The sequence below is a fragment of the Acetivibrio sp. MSJd-27 genome, assembly GCF_018918095.1.
GTDB lineage: Bacteria > Bacillota > Clostridia > UMGS1840 > HGM11507 > HGM11507.
The window spans coordinates 1-17490 of sequence record NZ_JAHLPV010000027.1 but is presented as its reverse complement, the minus strand read 5'-3'; the positions used below and the strand labels follow the sequence as shown (position 1 = coordinate 17490).

General features: G+C 44.3%; 17 protein-coding genes. 11 read left to right on the top strand and 6 right to left on the bottom strand.

Translation table 11 applies throughout. The features are described from left to right. Nucleotides 1-5: 5 nt before the first annotated feature. Together KQI32_RS09375 and ftsH are read right to left on the bottom strand one after the other, a co-directional pair. Nucleotides 6-398: a hypothetical protein gene (locus tag KQI32_RS09375; protein WP_177689605.1), complete on the bottom strand. Its 393-nt coding sequence runs from the start codon at nt 396-398 to the stop codon at nt 6-8. Then, a complete protein-coding gene (gene ftsH, locus KQI32_RS09370; RefSeq protein WP_177689604.1) occupies nt 385-2241 on the bottom strand; it encodes an ATP-dependent zinc metalloprotease FtsH in 1857 nt (618 codons plus the stop codon). The genes KQI32_RS09375 and ftsH overlap by 14 nt, the downstream gene beginning before the upstream one ends. 194 nt (nt 2242-2435) lie before the next feature. On the opposite strand from ftsH, the gene KQI32_RS09365 reads away from it, so the two are divergent. The 6 genes from KQI32_RS09365 (at nt 2436) to KQI32_RS09345 (ending at nt 6062) form a co-directional block, all read left to right on the top strand. Next, on the top strand, nt 2436-3650 hold the full coding sequence (locus KQI32_RS09365; RefSeq protein ID WP_177689603.1) for a PstS family phosphate ABC transporter substrate-binding protein: 1215 nt from the start codon (nt 2436-2438) through the stop codon (nt 3648-3650). Between the two features lie 88 nt (nt 3651-3738). Beyond that, nucleotides 3739-3936: an endonuclease domain-containing protein gene (locus tag KQI32_RS13440; protein ID WP_253291144.1), complete on the top strand. Its 198-nt coding sequence runs from the start codon at nt 3739-3741 to the stop codon at nt 3934-3936. After that, nucleotides 3926-4096, top strand: coding sequence for a DUF559 domain-containing protein (locus tag KQI32_RS13435; protein ID WP_253291143.1), 171 nt, complete (start codon nt 3926-3928; stop codon nt 4094-4096). Before KQI32_RS13440 ends, KQI32_RS13435 begins: the two co-directional genes overlap by 11 nt. A gap of 52 nt (nt 4097-4148) precedes the next feature. Then, nucleotides 4149-4835: a DUF2461 domain-containing protein gene (locus tag KQI32_RS09355; RefSeq protein WP_177689601.1), complete on the top strand. Its 687-nt coding sequence runs from the start codon at nt 4149-4151 to the stop codon at nt 4833-4835. Nucleotides 4836-4851: 16 nt separating this feature from the next. After that, nucleotides 4852-5358, top strand: coding sequence for a GNAT family N-acetyltransferase (locus tag KQI32_RS09350; protein ID WP_216424812.1), 507 nt, complete (start codon nt 4852-4854; stop codon nt 5356-5358). Nucleotides 5359-5486: 128 nt separating this feature from the next. Beyond that, a complete protein-coding gene (locus tag KQI32_RS09345; protein ID WP_177689599.1) occupies nt 5487-6062 on the top strand; it encodes a putative ABC transporter permease in 576 nt (191 codons plus the stop codon). A gap of 373 nt (nt 6063-6435) precedes the next feature. On the opposite strand, the gene KQI32_RS09340 is transcribed toward KQI32_RS09345, so the two are convergent. Together KQI32_RS09340 and KQI32_RS09335 are read right to left on the bottom strand one after the other, a co-directional pair. After that, a complete protein-coding gene (locus tag KQI32_RS09340; protein WP_216424811.1) occupies nt 6436-7161 on the bottom strand; it encodes a putative ABC transporter permease in 726 nt (241 codons plus the stop codon). A 111-nt stretch (nt 7162-7272) separates the two neighbouring features. After that, a complete protein-coding gene (locus tag KQI32_RS09335; protein ID WP_177691986.1) occupies nt 7273-8430 on the bottom strand; it encodes an AI-2E family transporter in 1158 nt (385 codons plus the stop codon). A 486-nt stretch (nt 8431-8916) separates the two neighbouring features. On the opposite strand from KQI32_RS09335, the gene KQI32_RS09330 reads away from it, so the two are divergent. Both KQI32_RS09330 and KQI32_RS09325 read left to right on the top strand, forming a co-directional pair. Further along, entirely contained in the window at nt 8917-9351 is a 435-nt protein-coding gene (locus tag KQI32_RS09330; protein WP_177691985.1) for a DMT family transporter, read from the top strand. A 203-nt stretch (nt 9352-9554) separates the two neighbouring features. Continuing rightward, nucleotides 9555-13670 carry an S-layer homology domain-containing protein gene (locus KQI32_RS09325; RefSeq protein WP_216424810.1) on the top strand — a complete coding sequence of 1372 codons (4116 nt, stop codon included), beginning with the start codon at nt 9555-9557 and terminating at the stop codon, nt 13668-13670. Between the two features lie 365 nt (nt 13671-14035). Here the strand turns inward: KQI32_RS09325 and KQI32_RS09320 are convergent, their stop codons facing one another. Both KQI32_RS09320 and mscL read right to left on the bottom strand, forming a co-directional pair. Next, nucleotides 14036-14770: a diguanylate cyclase gene (locus KQI32_RS09320; protein WP_216424809.1), complete on the bottom strand. Its 735-nt coding sequence runs from the start codon at nt 14768-14770 to the stop codon at nt 14036-14038. Nucleotides 14771-14821: 51 nt separating this feature from the next. Then, nucleotides 14822-15268 (bottom strand): large-conductance mechanosensitive channel protein MscL, encoded by a 447-nt coding sequence (mscL, locus tag KQI32_RS09315; protein ID WP_374197073.1) that lies wholly within the window; start codon nt 15266-15268, stop codon nt 14822-14824. A gap of 466 nt (nt 15269-15734) precedes the next feature. On the opposite strand from mscL, the gene KQI32_RS09310 reads away from it, so the two are divergent. The 3 genes from KQI32_RS09310 to KQI32_RS09300 form a co-directional block, all read left to right on the top strand. Further along, nucleotides 15735-16226, top strand: a complete 492-nt coding sequence (locus KQI32_RS09310; protein WP_216424807.1) for an RNA polymerase sigma factor — start codon at nt 15735-15737, stop codon at nt 16224-16226. Then, on the top strand, nt 16210-17064 hold the full coding sequence (locus tag KQI32_RS09305) for a DUF3298 and DUF4163 domain-containing protein (RefSeq protein ID WP_216424806.1): 855 nt from the start codon (nt 16210-16212) through the stop codon (nt 17062-17064). Before KQI32_RS09310 ends, KQI32_RS09305 begins: the two co-directional genes overlap by 17 nt. Nucleotides 17065-17221: 157 nt before the next feature. Then, nucleotides 17222-17490, top strand: a 269-nt coding sequence (locus KQI32_RS09300) for a transposase (protein WP_216423449.1), incomplete at its 3' end; no start/stop codon positions are given.

The window sequence follows — 17490 nt, the reverse complement described above, 5'->3', positions numbered from 1 at the left end:
CCTGATCAGGTTTTCTTGACAAATTCCGCGGAGCATTTGGGACATTTGATCTTGATTTTTCCACGGTTTCTCGGAACTTTTACCAGAATTTTGCATTTTGGACACTTATAAAAACGGTAGTTTTTTTCATCCTTCATGCGATGGCGCAAACGGGAAAACCACTGTTTTATTGGAAACCATAGCTTAAAGAACTTGTTGTTCTCCATCCGGCGTTTGTTCACATTCCGCGAAAAAATACGGAACAGGCACAGCAGAAAAGGGAGATAGGACAGGATTGTCAGCCACGGAATTTTAAAGAGACTGCCCAAAACGGTCAAAATCATTCCCAGTATCAGCAATGCCAGGGAAAGCTGATCGGTTCCATACCTTCCTGTCATGAAGTTGCTAAGCCAATTCATTCTGTTCCCCACTTTCTGTTTTTTTCAATATTTCCATAAATTCTTCGCCGGTGATTGTCTCTTTTTCCAGAAGATATTTTGCCAGCTCGTGGAGTTTTTCTTTATTCTCCTCCAAAATTTTCAGTGCCTTGTCGTGAGCTGATCCAATCAGATCCTTCACCTCCGCGTCCACCTTAGAGGCGGTCTCACCGGAGCAGGTGAGGGAAGCATCGTTGCTCAGATAAGGGTTATTGACGGTTTCCAGAGCCATCATACCGAAGGTATCACTCATGCCGTAGCGGGTGATCATCGAGCGAGCAATCTTTGTAGCCTGCTCAATATCGTTGGACGCTCCAGTGGTGATAGAACCGAAGATGATTTCTTCTGCCGCACGTCCGCCGGTTAAGGTGGCGATTTTGTCAAAAGCTTCCTGCTTAGTCATCAAAACTTTTTCCCCTTCTTCCACCTGCATGGTATAGCCCAGGGCACCGGAGGTACGGGGAATGATGGTTATTTTGTGTACGGGAGCAGAGTGCTTCTGCTTCGCCGCCACCAATGCGTGGCCGATTTCATGGTAAGCGATCACCTGTTTTTCATGATCCGATATTACTGCGCCCTTTCTTTGATATCCGGCGATGACGGTTTCCACCGATTCCTCCAGATCCTGCTGTTTCACGATGCTGCGGCCGGAGCGCACCGCCAGAAGAGCCGCTTCGTTGACAATGTTGGCAAGTTCTGCGCCGGAGGCACCGGAGGTAGCACGGGCCACCGCGTTGAAATCAATATTGTCGTCTGCGCGGATTTTTTTGGAGTGAACCTTCAAAATTTCCTCCCGGCCTTTCAGGTCGGGAAGCTCTGCGGGGATCCGGCGGTCAAACCGCCCGGGGCGAAGCAGGGCTTTATCCAGCGTTTCCGGACGATTGGTAGCCGCCAGAATGACAACTCCCTTGCTGCCGTCAAAGCCGTCCATCTCGGTCAGCAGCTGGTTTAAGGTTTGTTCCCTCTCATCGTTGCCGCCCATCCCGGCATTGTCACGCTTTTTGCCGATGGCGTCAATCTCATCGATGAAGACGATACAGGGCGCTTTCTCCTGGGCCTGCTTGAACAGGTCGCGGACTCTTGCAGCGCCCATTCCCACAAACATCTCCACGAATTCCGAGCCGGAGATGGAGAAGAACGGGACATGGGCTTCCCCTGCAACCGCCTGCGCCAGCAAGGTTTTTCCGGTTCCAGGAGGGCCGACTAGCAGAGCACCCTTCGGAAGGCGCGCCCCGATCTCTTTATATTTCTGTGGATTGTGCAGAAAATCAACAATCTCGGTGAGAGCTTCCTTAGCCTCGTCCTGTCCGGCCACATCAGCGAAGGTTTTCCCGGTTTGGGCCGAGACGTAAACCTTGGCGTTACTCTTGCCGAAGGACATGGCGTTGCCGCCCATCCGTTTCTGCATGGAACGCATCATGAGCTGTCCCAGCGCCGCAAAGATGGCAATAGGTAGAATCCAGCTCAAGATAAAGCTCATGATGGGTGACATTTCCTTCGGCAGAACCTTTGCAAACTTGATTCCTGCTCCAGAAAGCCGGTTGGTCAGGACATTGTCATCCTCCATTTTGTTGGTGATATAAACTGTTTTTTGTGTTTTTTCTCCGTCCTGGGTTTCGATCATGTAGTAGAGGCTTTTTTCCTCCACCTGGACGGCGGAAATCTGCCCGCTTCCCAGCGCGTTTAAAAAGTCGCTGTAATCCGCTTCCGTCACATTGGAGTTGGTGAGCCACGGAAAGACAAACATATTTAAAAGCAAAAGAATTGCGATGACAATTCCGTAATAGAACAACAGCGGTTTTCTCGGCGGTTTCGCTTCATTCATTTCGAAATTCCCCCTTTTTCTATAGATACTATTTCCATTTTAGTTGGCTTTCATGTCCATGTCAATATGATCTTTGTGAACATACTATAAATTATTCAAGGTTGTCGTTTGGAGTTGGGTGTGGTATAATGAGTCAATAAAACTGTTTAGATGTTTTAAGATTGATTATTAAATTATAAAAGGCGGGTCATTCTATGAATAACAAATTAAAAAACATTGATAAAGTTTTTTGGGCTTTTCTGACTGCGGTTGTATTATTTTTTATATTTATATTTGCTGCGCTTGGAGTTTCATTTGGAAATGTGAATGGACGTATTTATACTTATCTTTTGCTGGCAATTGGGATTTTACTAGAAACGGCGATTATAGGCGCGTTGTGGGGATTCCTAAAAAAGAAACGCTTCTGGATCCCTCTGTGTATCGCGTTTGGAGTTTGTATTGCTACTTGGTTTATGGTTTCGGGCTATCAAAACTATATAGACAATATACCAACGGTTGTAGAAAATAAGAATTTGCTTGCTTCCTATGCGCCTTATGCGGAACATTCGAAAACCGCTGCGCTGAATGAGAAAAGCGAGCTTACCATAACAGAAAATTTGCCTGTTATGGATGGTGCGACGGCTCTTTATCCCATTTATTCAGGCTTTGCAAAGGCAGTCTATCCCAAAGAGCTGCTGGACGATATTGTTGTATGGAATGGGAATGTTACGAACATAAATCAAAATGAGTTTTTAAAATGTACGACTACAACAGAGGCGTATCATAATATTGTCACCGGCGATGCGGATATTATTTTTGCAGCGCCGCCGTCTGAAGAACAAAAACAGTTTGCGAAAGAAAACGGGGTTAAACTGGTATATACACCGATTGGAAAAGAAGCGTTTGTATTTTTTGTAAACGCTAAAAATCCTATAGAGAATATAACAGTTGAAGAAATTCAAAAGATATATTCAGGTGAAATAACCGATTGGGGAGAACTTGGTGTTCAAAAGCTCGGAGAAATAAAAGCGTTTCAGCGTGATAAAGGAAGCGGAAGTCAATCAACATTAGAACATTTAATGGCGGGAAAGATGTTAATGACGCCGCCGAAAAAAGATGTGATTGACGGAATGGGCGGTATTATTGAAAAGACAGCTGATTACAAAAATTTTAAGAATGCAATCGGATATTCGTTCAGGTTTTATGTGACAGAAATGGTGAAAGACAATCGAGTTAAGTTACTTGGCATAAACGGCATATTTCCTAATCTTGAAAATATCGAAAACGGTCAATATCCGCTTGCGTCATATTTTTATGCGGTTACCAGAAGCGACGCTGACAAAAATACATTAAAATTGCTTGAGTGGATTCAGGGGGAACAAGGTCAAAAAATTATTGAGATGACGGGATATACACCATTAGAGAAATAGTATGTCAGCAATAGCTATGAAGCCTGCTTGAAATGAAAAGCCTCCCTTGTGTAAAGGGAGGTGGCTCGAAGAGCCGGAGGGATTGTAAATGGACAGAAAACACAATAAAAATATCGTACCGTTTGCAAAAGAACTTCGAAAGAATATGACAAAAGAAGAACGGCACCTTTGGTATGATTTTTTAAGAAATTATCCTATAAGGTTTTCCAGACAGAAAATATTAGGGAAATATATAGTAGATTTTTACTGTGCAAAAGCAAAGCTGGCGATAGAACTTGACGTATAAAAAGCAAGATATTATCAAAGATTTAAAAAGAACAGAATATTTAGAGAAATACGGATTAGAGATTATAAGAATTTCCAATCTTGATATTAACAAAAATTTTGAGGGAGTTTGTACATATATTGATAACATGGTGAAACAATCCCTCAGTCAGCTGCGCTGACAGCTCCCTTTGCACAAGGGAGCCTTCGAATAAATTACAAGGAGGAATGGGAATGCCTCTTTCAGGTGAAACGTTGGATTTTCTGCTAGAAAACAAGATACATGACAGCAGAATCTGGTATCAGGAGAACAAGCCCAGATACCAGAAGCTGGTTTTAGAGCCAATGCGGGAACTGGTGGAGAAGCTGGCGCCTTCCATGCTTGAAATTGACTCCCAGCTGGTAGTGGAGCCCAAGGTGGATCGGACGATTTCGAGAATCTACCGCGACACCCGCTTTTCCAAGGACAAAAGCCTGTATCGTGATGTCATGTGGATTGTCTTTTGCAGGGATAAGAAGTCCTACCCCTGCCCGCCGGGATTTGTTCTGGAGTTCTCACCGGAGGGATTTCGTTACGGCTGCGGGTTTTACCAAGCTGCGCCGGCCGTTATGGAGCAGGTGCGACGGCTGATTCTCAAAAAAGATAAAGCATTTCTTGCCGCGAAGAAAGCTTTTGAAGGGCAGAATCTGTTTCCCATGAGCGGCAAGCGGTATAAACGTTCCAAATATCCGGAACAGCCGGAAATGCTCCGGCAGTGGCTTGACCGCAGAAATCTTGATTTTCTCTGTGAGAGCGAGGACTTTGAACTGCTGTTTTCGGAGGAGCTTCCTAAGACTTTGCTGGAGGGCTTTCAGACCTTGGCGCCCATCTATCATTTTTTGATCCGGGCGATGGATTTTGCCTTGGAAAAAACACATTAAAAAGGAGGTAAAGCATGTGGTTATTCGACAAGAAAAAAAAGAAGAATTCAGAGAGATATATGATCTGGTGAAGCTGGCGTTTGAGACTGCCCATGTCTCCAACGGAGAGGAGCAGGATTTTGTCAATCAGCTCCGCGCGGAGGGAAATTATATTCCAAGACTTGCACTGGTGGCGGAGGAAGACGGGGAGCTTATCGGCCATATCATGCTGACGCGGACCTATGTAAAGGAAGGTGCAAAACAACATACCGTATTGCTGTTAGCCCCCCTCTCCGTCAAGTTTGAATACCGAAACCGCGGCGTGGGAGGCGCACTGATTCAGGAGAGTTTCCGTATTGCAAAGGATATGGGATATAAGGCAGTGTTTCTGGTAGGAGCACCCGCCTATTATCAGCGTTTTGGTTTTCAAAGCGCGGCATCCTTTGGCATCCAGCATATGACTGGTGTTCCGGATGAAAACGTGATGGCTTGCGAGCTGGAACCCGGTGCCTTTGAAACCATTCGGGGAACCGTGGAAATATAACCTCGCATTGATGTTTATTAGCTTTTACAGTTGATCGGGTACAAGTTTATGAGAAAGCTGTGCTCTGTCTTTGAAACGTCATATTCCAGTCAAAGCATCGGCTTTTGTAGGGAAAAGGGGAAAGAAAAATGAGGGTTTTGGAAAGGGAGAATCCGACTGCTGCGGAAAGGAAAGATCGTGGCGGTACCATAAAAGAGGTGGCTTTGTTTTATTTCTTTCTTTTTTGGGGCGGATGTCTGGTTGGATGGATCTATGAAGAAATTTTTTATCTTTTCACCGAGGGTGTTTTGGAGAAAAGGGGATTTTTGTACGGACCTTATCTGCCGGTATATGGATTTGGGGCGCTTTTGATACAGCTATTCTTAAAGCGTTTTAAGGGGAAACCGGGGGTGGTTTTTGTATTTTCTGCTGTCATCACCGGAGTGCTGGAATATATCACGGGGACTTTGATGTGGATGATATGGCGACGCAGATGGTGGGATTATACCGGGCTCTTCTGGAATATTGACGGATATGTTTGCCTGCGTTCCGTTCTCACCTTCGCGGTGGGGGGACTGCTTCTGCTCTATATTTTGGAGCCTGTTCTGAGAAAAGGCTACGATCGTCTGGAGCGGAAAGCGGTTTCCATTGCAGGAGGGAGTTTGGCCGTGCTTCTGCTTCTTGATTGTATTTTCAGTTTTTTGTTCCGAAACCCCGTTGGGTAGGAATCGATAAAAACAGGACTGCCTCACCGTTGTGTAAGGCAGTCCTGTTAAAAATAAATCGTTTTCGCTTCCGGTATTGTTTTTTCCAAAGCATGTCTCCGGATTCTTTTCTAAGAATCGTTCTATGCCATTTTTTGAATTGTCCCTATCATTTAACCCAATATCCGGGCAAAATGTCCATAAAGCATATACATGTTTCAATAAGGGGCTATGCCCCGTCATTCAACGTTTCAGCGGGAGTACAATCTCCCGCTGAAAAAAGTAAGTGGAGCCCCCGCCTATAGGGGCGGGGGACTCTTGCTTTTAGTTATAATCGGCTTTCGTCATCTTTCTGAATATCATATATTGCATCCTCCAAAATCTTAATCTGCATTTACACCGATGGGTTGTCCTGTACAAATACCATATTTGGGTAAATTTTATTCAGTCTTTCATCGTCATAGTGCTTGTCCAGAAATACATCAATCGTATTAGAAGCGGGAATGCTTTGATGCCTTTGACTCATGCGGGCAACCGCACAGGCGGATACCACTGTGTTGGCCAGCATAAAGGAGAACAAGATCCAGGTCAACGTCTTTCCGATGCAGTTGGGGATTTTTTCGATCCAGCGTTCCATCAAGGGAAATAGCGTTTTTAGCCACACCAGGGCCAGAATTCCCCAAAAGATGGAGTACAGCAGATTGATTCTGCCGTTTAGATTAAAAGGCATTTCCCTGTAGTCCCACGAGACTGTGCCAAACAGAAATTCCTGTATCCAGCTGCAAAGATACTCGAAAGCGCTTCCAATCACGATTCCGCCCAGGAAGATCCAAGAGTCCCGCTGGCGGCGCAGCCAATACAGCGACAGAGTCATCGTTAGCGCGCCAAAGCCATAAACCAGATTGAACGGTCCGTAGATAAGCCCCTGGCGGCTTTCATAGTGATGACGTGTCAGCAGACACCACAGTATTTCTATCACAACGCCCAGAAAACTGCCGATAAAGAAAATCCAGAACAATTTATAAAAGCTTAAGCCTTTTGCAAAGGATTTTTTTGCTTTCGGCGCATAGGATGACTGAAAGTTCCTTTTGACGATTGGTTCCTTGAAAATTGTGCCCATCTTTATTCCTCCTTGAAAAAACGATAATGAAATCAGATTTTTTATGGATAGAGTGTCAGAAGCTGGTTTTTTAATTAGTCCTTTGAAATGAAATGTTTTTTCTGTCTTTTCTTATTCGAGTGCGGTATTCTCTGTTTCGTTTCTTTCCAGTCCTTTTTCAGACAGCTTCTTCGGAACAGCCTCCCGTAAAAGCGCATAGAGGACAGAACAGAGCGGTATAAAAAGAATCATGCCCAGAATGCCCATGGCGCTTCCGCCTACAATAACAGCGACCAGAACCCAGATGGCGGGCAGTCCGATGGAATTTCCCACCACGCGGGGATAAATCAGGTTGCCTTCCACCTGTTGCAGAACAATAAAGAAGACAACAAACCATAAGGCTTTCAGCGGGGAGACCATCAGGATTAAAAACGCGCCGATCGCCACACCGATGAAAGCGCCAAAGATAGGAATCAGGGACATGAAACCAACTAGAACCGAAATCATCAGTGCATAGGGAAAACGGAAAACACTCATCCCTATAAAACACAAAACGCCCAGAATAACTGCCTCGGTGCACTGCCCGGAAATGAAGTTGGAGAATGTTTTATTCGCCAGAGATCCGACGCGAAGGATGGAATCCATTTTTTTCTCCGGAAAAAAGGCATATAAAAAGCGTTTAGCTTGAACCATGAGTTTTTCTTTCTGGGACAGCAGGTAGAAGGCGAAGATAAGGCCCAGAAAAAAGTTGATCGTGCCATTTACCACCGAGGCAGCGGCATTGAAGGTTGAGCTTATTACATTGGTAGCGCCGTTCTGGATAAAGGAGGTGATTTTATTCCAGTCCAGCTCGATGTTCATAATCCAAGTGGTGATTTCGGGGAACTCATCGGAAAACTGCATAGCCCAGGTCTGGGTGTCCTCAATAAAAATAGGGAGCATGTTCTTTAACATGCCGAAAGTATTGATGAGCTCGGGCAGCAGGAGGAAAACCACAATGGATATCACACCTGTGACAAATAGAAGGGTCAATGTGATGCTCAAAGGTCGTTTCAGCTTGGACGGTATTCGGAACTTTTTCCGGTTGCGCAGAAGGTGGGCTTCGATAAAACGCATGGGTACATTGATCACAAAGGCAATGCAAAGACCGATCAGAAGCGGCGATAGCAGCCCCACTGCAATCCGGACGACGCTGCTCACCTTCTCCATGTTCTGAAGGATACTAAACAATACGATGGCAAAGGTGATGATCCATAAAATTTTTTTGATGTTTTTTTTGTTAAGTTCCATCTTATGTATTTCCTCGCTTTCTGAAATCCGATTTTCTCTATCGTAACATTTTTTTCGTCAAAAAAACAGCCTTTTCCGAAAAAATATTCAATAATGCATGCTGTATCAGAATCAGTGTTTCAGGGGGAGCACATTCTTCAACTGAAAAAGCAAATGGTTTCCCTTGTTCCCTAAAGCTGCGGAACCATCGCCTTTTGTTCTTTTTATTCGTTGTGAATTTAAATGAGAATTTTTTTGTGCTTTTCGGTCAATACTGTTTGGGGAACAATGTAAAACTTCGAGAAACCACCTGCTTCCATTTTCGCAAGGCTGAAATGCTTGTAATGCAGCCTTTGTGTATAGTGTGCGGCAAATCATTTTATAACATAGGAAATTACGCAGAATCGTGTGCAATTGCATGTTTCAAAAAATAGCATGCGAAGCAGACTTGTTGTTTTTCGGAAAGAAAAACTTTTTTACAGAAAAGAATAAGTAGAGGTAAGATATATGTTAGGATTTATTATGAGCGCTATCGCAGGTGCGGCGATGAGTATTCAAGGCGTAATGAATACCCGTCTGGGCGAAAAAATAGGACTGTATGAATCCAATGCGTTTGTACAGGGCACAGCGTTTCTCCTTTCGCTTATTGCTGTGGTGGTATTCGGAAAGGGGAGCTTCCGCTCCATTTTGGAGGTGGATAAGCTTTATCTGTTTGGAGGTGTTTTGGGGATTGTCATCACCATCACGGTAATGATGGGAATCGGAAAATTGAGTCCGACGATAGCGATATCCACAATTTTAATATCCCAGCTTCTGGTTGCGGCCTTGATAGATGCCTTCGGCTGGATGGGGTCGGAGCGAGTTGCCTTTGACTGGACGAAATATGTGGGGATTGGTTTGATGATCGCAGGAGTTGTTCTCTTTAAAATCAGATTAAAGTAAGCTCTTTATTGAATCATGGAGAAAGGAAAAAATTACTGCCTAATACGAGGCTAAAATAGTGATTGACACTGTAATTTTGAAATGATACAATTTAATTAAAGGCGTAGCCGGGGGCACGGCTGCGCCTTTATCATGATTGAAAGTTTTTCGTTTCCCGGTCAGGACTTTTGGACGGGAAACCGTTTCAGAAAGGAATGTGAAAAATGAAGAGGGTACTAGCAATTGTATTGATTGTCTGCTTGCTGGGAGGGTTGCCTGTCTTTGCGGGAAACGAAACAGCATTTTTGGATCAGGTAGAGGTGCAGCCGGCGCAGAGTATGGGAATTCCACTGCGGACAGACTATATTTTGAGATGTGCCGCCACGGTACAGGACGGAATCCCTGTTGCGGTTACGCTTACATCAGGAACGCCTGCCACCTTCAATGTGGTCAATCTGGAAACTGGGAAATTAGAAAACTACATAGAATTGGATGAAGGCGAAACCTATTGGACCATTGAAACGGACAGCAAGGGAAATGTATATTTTGCATCCTATAATAAGCCTTGCAAACTGTATCGGTATGATCCGGTTACAAAACAGCTAAAAAATCTGGGAGAGATTCCTGGTACGACAGCCTTGATCTCTTTGGCCTTTGACGATGATGACAATCCCTGGCTGGGGACTTATCCCAACGCATCTATTGTCAAATATGACGTGACCGCTGGCCAATTTATCAATTATGGAAGGATGAAAACGGGAGAGCAGTATCTGCAGGGGCTAGCCTATCACAGCGGAAAACTTTACTACTGTTTTCAGACCAAACCAGGGCTTTACGTCTTTAACCCGGAAACCGGGACAAAAAACGAGATGCCAGCTCTGCCGGCTGGATATACGCAAACCAGCGGGCAAAAAATGTTTCTGCGGGGACAGTATATCATTGCGCTTGTCGGTGCCGCTAAAAACGGCGGAAGCGAGATGAGTTGCCTGTTTTTTTACGATACCTTAACAGGAAAGTGGAAGGACAAGGTGGTCGAAAATGTATATGGTCAATATATATCGAAGATAAATAACGGTGTGTTTTACTATAAAAGTTCGAAAGCGGCTGACGGACATGCCTTGTTTCGTTTTGATATGAACACTTTTACCAGCACAAAAACGTCATTGACTTTCGGTTCTTATATCCGCGGAACCGATTTTGTGGAGGTCAAGCGTCCCGATGTGGCAGGGACTTGTTTTGTAAACGCGCAGTATAACGGGCGGCTGTATCTGATGAATTTTGAAAAGGGAAAAACAGTCACCTATGAGGGGATGCTGCATGGTTCTCCCGCGGCGATACGCCGGATTACCTTTGACGACCAAAACCGCCTGTACGCAACGGAATACATGGGCACGAAAGGAGCAAGATGGGATTTCACGAAACCGGAGGCAGAACAGCTAGAATATTACCATATGGCACAGGGGGACAGTATATGCCAGGTCGGTGATCAGATGATCTTTGGAAATTATACCGGCGCTACTCTCTATCAAATGGACTTAAATAAGCCGATTTACGAACAGTACAATAAAAATGATCCGAATATGAACCCGATCATTGTGGGATCAATCGGCGAGGATCAGGATAGACCGACCGTGATGGAGGAGGCAAATGGAAAGGCTATTATTGGTTCCATCCCTGATTATGATCAGGTGGGCGGCGCATTGACCATCTATGACCCCAATACAAAACAAAGCAAGGTATACCGGAATCTGATTGCAGAGCAAAGCATAACCGGTCTTTGCTATGAAGATGGGATTGTTTATGGGAGCTCCTCGGTAGCCTGCGGTTTGGATACGAATCCGACCAAACAGTATGCGGAGGTTTTTCGCTTTGATATGAACACGGGAAAGCTGTTATCTCACAGAGTTCCGAATTTGAGTGGTTTTTCCAAACCGGTAGGTGGGATCGGTGATGTGGCAATTGGACCAGACGGACTTTTGTGGGCGGCGACCACTGGGATGGTGTTTGCCATGAACAAGGATACGCTGGAGGTTGTGAAGCAGATTAAACTGACAAACGAATCTCAGCCAAGCTCGTACAAGCAGTACTGGTGGCCTAAGAGCGTTCTGTTCGGAAAATACGGTCATCTGTATGTGTCGGATGGAGGTAAACTGCGGATTATCGATCCGCTGACCGGGGAGAGCAGACTGACCGATGTGGAGTGCGGCACCTGCTTTGTGATGGATAAAGAGGAGCAGATTTATTTTTACAGCGGCGCTGAGGTGAAGAAAGCGGCCCTTTCCTACCGCATAAACGAAAAAATTGCCGCTCAAATTAATATTTCAGGACAGAATAGCATAAAAATACCGGTTGGAAATACACCGAGCCAAGCGGTTCTTACAACCGTTGTGAAGGATCGATTCGGAAACCCGATGGAAAGTGCGGTGCAATGGAAACTGAAAGAAAATTATCCGGGCGTCAGCGTATCAGATGGAACCGTTCAGGTCAGCCGGGAAGCACAGGACGGAGAAATCACGGTTGTGGCAGCGGCGGGCGGCGTATCAGCCGAGCACAAAATCATGCTGCAAAGCACTGCCCTGAACATCTCGATCACCGGGGAAAAAAACGTGGTGATTCCGGCAGGCGGTTTAAACCAGGAAATTGTGCTGCAGGCGGTTGTCCGGGAAGGATCCCAGACGGTTACAGACTGTGATGTGAACTGGTCTTTGAAGACTTCCGTGGAGGAAATCAGCGTGAAAGATGGCGTCGTCAGCGTCTCACCGAAAGCGGCAGCTGGAGACATCACGGTGACGGCAGAGGTGGAAGGCTTCATAGCGGAGCATACAATCACCTTGCAGAAACCGGAATTTTTGATTACGATGACTTCGGAAGCGGCCGTTGAAATTCCATATAACAAAACCGTAAGGCAGCTTCCTTTGACGGCAGAAGTGAAAGACACCTCAGGCCAGACGGTACAGACAGAGGTTTCCTGGAAGCTGAAGCAGCCTGCCAAAGGGGTAAATATTAAAGAAAACAGGTTGGAGGTAGCACAGGAAGCGGTAGAGGGGCTAGTCATTGTAACGGCTGCCGTCGGGAATGCTTCCGCGGATTTTTCGGTATCCTTGCAGGAGCCGGTTCTGATGCTTTCCATAACTGGTGAAAAAGAAACCACAATTCCCTATGACAAAACGGTGAAGCAGGTGATACTGATCCCTGAAGTGACAGACAGCACAGGGCAGAAGGTGGAGGCGGAGGTTGTCTGGGCATTAAAGGAGATCTATAAAGGTGTGAGCCTCAATGGCAACGTCCTGCAAATTACAAAGGAGGCTGAGAGCGGAGAGATCACGGTAGTCGGAACCGCGCGTAAGGCATCGGCAGAATATAAAATAAACTTGAAAAAGCTGGTTCTCAGCATTTCAATCAGCGCGGTTTCCAGTATTACAATCCCCACAGGCGGTACACCGAAACAAGTGACGCTGAATGCGGAGGTGAAAGATCAGGCCGGAAACCGAATTGACGCACCAGTTACATGGAGCTTACTGGAGGGATACCCAGGCGTTTTCGTGGAGGGGAACCAGTTAAAGATCTCCCGTTCCGCCTCGGCAGGAACCATTGTAATCCTTGCGGAAGCGGGAGGTGCGGAAGCGCAGCATTCCATTGAACTGGAAGAGAACACATCCGGATCCGGCAGCAGCGGAGGAAGTGGCGGAGGCGGAGGCGGTTCCAGACCGACAGCAACGCCGACACCTACACCGTTACCGACGGAAACTCCGGAACCCACACAGCCTCAGAAACCGACAGCACGGCCGGATTCCTTTACGGATCTTGATGAAGATCATTGGGCTTATGAACCGATTTATGGGTTGGTAGAAAAAGGGATTATAAAAGGGTATGAGGATGGCAGCTTCCGTCCAGATAACAGTATCAAGAGGGAAGAGTTTGTCAAAGTGATTGTGGAGGCCTTCTCTATGGATCCGGAAATGGGAGAGCTTTCCTTTACTGATGTCAGGAAGGACGATTGGAGCTATCCCTATCTCTGTGCGGCTGTGAAAAGCGGAATGATTCAGGGTGTTAGTCCAAAGGAATTCGGATACGGTCAGGATGTCACCAGGGAGGATGCCGCGGTGATTTTAGAGCGGATTCTTCAAATTAGCGGGATGGAATTGCCTGCGGAAAATGAAAAAATATCATTCTCCGATGAGAATGATATTGCAGATTATGCCAAAGAAGCAGTCGAAAAAATGCAGACAGCGGGAATTTTAAACGGGCTTCCCGATGGCAGTTTTGCACCAAAGCAGCAGGCTGCGAGAGCAGAAATCTGCGCAATGGTTGCGAAGTTGCTGGAGAAAACATCGGAATAAAGCGAATGGAATAAAAAGTTTTTGTTCTAAAAAGGAAAAGCACCCCATTTGTTAGACAATGTGATTGAATGCCTAATAGATGGGGTGTTTTATGTCAAAAGCAATAGCAAATAAAAATATATCAAGGTATCCAAGGAAATGATATCATATCATATACAAAGAAAAAGGTATTTCCAAAGAGTGAACCGTAAAGGAAACGATACAGTAAAATTCAGTGTGGGCAACATCTTGACTCACTTAAAAGAGAATTGAAAAAATATTTGGATTATTTCAATAACCGCAGAATCGAGTTAAAATGAAACGGCTTGACAGACGTCAAGCCATTCCGTTGCTTCATATCAAAATTGAATCAAGTTGCTGAAAAATTATTCTGAGAATTCCGGAAAGATAGAATAACAATTTTTACATTTTTTTGCCTGATATAGTGCTGCATCCGCTGTGCTTTTCAAAACTTGATCACCGATAAGATGACCATATTTGTCATTGATTTCTTTAAAATTGTCCAGATCAAATAAAATAAGTGCATGCTTTTGTTTGGGAAATTCTTGCAAAGTGGTTTCTATCAGCTGCTGTCCTTTGTTCTTGTGATAAAGGTTTGTAAAACTGTCAAGTCCTGCTTTTTCCTGCAGTTCATCATTCTGCAGTTTCATTTCATTGATATCTGAGATTACCCCTATCATTTTAACAGGTTTGCCGTTTTTTATGACAGGAGATACCGCTATTTGACACCAAGTGTACTGACTGTTGCCCGCTTTCATGCGGGCCTGATAAGTTGCAGATTTTCCACTGAAAATTTTATGAAATGCATCGCTGATTGTATCTTTATCACCGGGATGAGAGAAGTATTCAGAGCATGCTTTTTCATAATCTTCCGGACTGAGTGTATGAAAGGGCTGTACATCATTTAAGATGCTTTCACCGGATACTCCAAAAATAACCTCAGCATTTTCAAATACCGTATATAATTGTCTGGTAAGATCCACTTCAAAAATACATGTTTTTGAAACCTTCAAGGCCATATTCAGCCGTTCTTTATAATTGAGTAATTCTTCCACAAGAGATGGGGTGTCTTTTTTTATTTTCTCTTTTTTTGTGTTCAAATTTATGCTCCTTTTTGACAGGATTACCCTATCATATATATTCGGGGAATATTAATCTATGTCCTTTTCTTTTTTTAATAGATCGCGGATCTCTGTTAACAATTCTTCCGCAGAGGGGGTTTTTGGCGCTTCCTCATCCTTTGGACCTTCTTCTTTTGCTATTTTAGTCCTTACCTGATTCGCCAGCTTCACAAAAAGAAAGATACAAAAGGCAATAATTAAGAAATCCACGATGTTCTGAATAAAATTTCCATACAGGATGGCCGATTCCGCATGCAAAACACTTCCATTGGCAGCCAGCTCTGCCGGACTTAATACAAATTTCAGCGCTTTAAAATCCATTCCCGCTGTGAGATAGCCGAATATGGGCATTATAATATCATTTACCAGCGAGGTGACTATTTTTCCGAACGCACTGCCAATGATGACACCAATTGCCATATCCAGTACGTTCCCCTTAAATGCGAATTCTTTGAATTCTTTCCACATATTTTTCACTCCTTATTTGTAATGACAAATTTGATTTCATGATTCCAGATTCTCCAAAGAATGCGAAAACGTTAAATTTATTTTGTGAACTTATTATACTATAACTGGGACAAGCCCGCAACAATTTTCCAGAAAAAAAGCTTGTGATAGAAACATATGGTATAATAACCTCACAAACCTCTAGAACATTGAAAATGTTAAGAGGTTTGGAGAACGATTGAATCACAATACTGCGGCGACATTCCGCCGTCTTCGTTGTTGTGGTATAATAACCTCACAATCTCTAAGACATAAAAATGACAAGAACTTTGAAGAACCATTGAATTGTGCCGCTTTGCCACAAACACGGCTCGTGACTATGATATAATAAAAGAAGCTGAATGATTGGATCAGGAGATAAAAATTGAAAAAATTGTCCGTAAACAAAACTTTTTGACATCCCGATTCATCTAATAGAGGAAAGGGGAAGCAATACATGACAAAGCAACAGCTGTTTAATGAATTCATCATGCAAAATATGGACGGCGCCTACCGTTTTGCATACTCCTATGTAAAGAATCATCAGGATGCTGAAGATATCGTCAGCCAAAGCATTATCAAAGCCTTATCCCATATAGGAAGCCTGAAAAAAAGTGAATATATGAAGAGTTGGTTTTTTAAAATACTGATTAACACAGCTTTATCCTTTCTTCGAAAAAAGAAAAAAGTAGTATACCTGGCGCATGAAGATTTAGATGCTCTGGGCAGCAGCAGTGACAGGTACCAGGATAATGATGTGAAGGAAATGGTCGAAAAATTGCCTGAAAGATACCGCGAAATTATCATACTCAGGTATTTTGAGGATTTTACCTTACAGGAAATTGCGCGCACCCTGGATATGAACCTCAGTACGGTAAAAAGTCATCTATACAAGGCTTTGAAATTAATGAAGCTGGAGGAGGAAATAAAGGATGCCAAAAGAGTTTAAAGATTTCAAAAGAGAATATATGGAGGCTAGACCTTCCAAAGAATTTAAAGAAAGAATGGAGCGAATGATAAAACGAAAAAGCATTGGGAAAAAGTTTATCGGAGCGGGAACATCTGTTGCCGCCGCCTGCCTTCTGTTCGTCACCTCTCTCAATGCCATTCCGGTGTTTGCACAGAGCGTTGCTGGGATTCCCGGCATGGATAGCGTGGTAAAAGTATTGACATTCGGCAGATATCAGTTTGAGGAGAATAACTTCAGTGCTCAAATTACAACGCCGGAGATAGAAGGGCTTTTGGACAAAGAGCTGGAGGAAAAAATCAACCGTGATTTCCGGGAGCAGGCCAGTTTGGTCAAGACGGCTTTTGAGGAAGATTACCGCCAAATGAAGGCGGTCGATCCGGAAACGCATCTTGGCGTCAGATACGATTATGAAATACTTACGGATAATGAAGACTATTTGGCAATCGATGTTTATTGGTATCATGCAGTGGGCTCTTCGTCTACCGTGAAACAGTTTTATACAATTGATAAAAAGACTGGACATCTGCTGGAGTTAAAGGAGTTATTTAAAGAAGAAGCAGATTATAAAACTCCGATCAGCCAGTATATTGTTCAGGAGATGAAACGCCAGAATAAGGCTGGAATCAATCAATTCTGGACGGAAGAAAACGAGTTTGCGGAACCCTTTCGGACAATAAAAGAAGCTCAGCAGTTCTATTTAAACAGGGACGGAGATTTGGTAATTTGTTTTGATAAATATGAAGTGGGGCCGGGTTCTTCCGGCAGTCCGGAATTTGTTATTCCTGATGAGATAATAAAAGATATTAAAAAGCGATAGGGAACCGATAAAATTCCATATTTTAAATTTTTCAACCGGGAGAAGCCGTATGCCGAGCATACGGCTTTCAGCCTGTCGAAAAAGTCCAGTATACACTGGGCTTTTTTGCGTATGTGTGGTAAAATAAAGATAAGAAAAGACTGGGGAGGGACGGCGTGTGCTAGCAAAAGAGCAGGAATTGCGCAGAAATGTAGTAGAAATCCTATGTTTGGAGGAGCTGGTTCCATCGGAGCATCTGCTGCGGCAGATTGACAGCGCGGTGGATTTTACGCATCTGTACGACTTGGTGGATGCGCTTTACAGCCGCGACAACGGCCGTCCCAGCATTGACCCGGTGGTATTGTTCAAAATTGTGTTCATCCAGCACCTGTACGGCATCCCCTCGCTGCGCCGTACCATGCAGGAGATTGGCATGAACATCGCATA

What these genes read in the sequence shown, in the direction of transcription:
- KQI32_RS09375 (WP_177689605.1), bottom strand. Translation starts at nt 398, where the DNA reads ATGAATTGGCTTAGCAACTTCATGACAGGAAGGTATGGAACCGATCAG.
- ftsH (WP_177689604.1), bottom strand. Translation starts at nt 2,241, where the DNA reads ATGAATGAAGCGAAACCGCCGAGAAAACCGCTGTTGTTCTATTACGGA.
- KQI32_RS09365 (WP_177689603.1), top strand. Translation starts at nt 2,436, where the DNA reads ATGAATAACAAATTAAAAAACATTGATAAAGTTTTTTGGGCTTTTCTG.
- KQI32_RS13440 (WP_253291144.1), top strand. Translation starts at nt 3,739, where the DNA reads ATGGACAGAAAACACAATAAAAATATCGTACCGTTTGCAAAAGAACTT.
- KQI32_RS09355 (WP_177689601.1), top strand. Translation starts at nt 4,149, where the DNA reads ATGCCTCTTTCAGGTGAAACGTTGGATTTTCTGCTAGAAAACAAGATA.
- KQI32_RS09345 (WP_177689599.1), top strand. Translation starts at nt 5,487, where the DNA reads ATGAGGGTTTTGGAAAGGGAGAATCCGACTGCTGCGGAAAGGAAAGAT.
- KQI32_RS09340 (WP_216424811.1), bottom strand. Translation starts at nt 7,161, where the DNA reads ATGGGCACAATTTTCAAGGAACCAATCGTCAAAAGGAACTTTCAGTCA.
- KQI32_RS09335 (WP_177691986.1), bottom strand. Translation starts at nt 8,430, where the DNA reads ATGGAACTTAACAAAAAAAACATCAAAAAAATTTTATGGATCATCACC.
- KQI32_RS09330 (WP_177691985.1), top strand. Translation starts at nt 8,917, where the DNA reads ATGTTAGGATTTATTATGAGCGCTATCGCAGGTGCGGCGATGAGTATT.
- KQI32_RS09325 (WP_216424810.1), top strand. Translation starts at nt 9,555, where the DNA reads ATGAAGAGGGTACTAGCAATTGTATTGATTGTCTGCTTGCTGGGAGGG.
- KQI32_RS09310 (WP_216424807.1), top strand. Translation starts at nt 15,735, where the DNA reads ATGACAAAGCAACAGCTGTTTAATGAATTCATCATGCAAAATATGGAC.
- KQI32_RS09305 (WP_216424806.1), top strand. Translation starts at nt 16,210, where the DNA reads ATGCCAAAAGAGTTTAAAGATTTCAAAAGAGAATATATGGAGGCTAGA.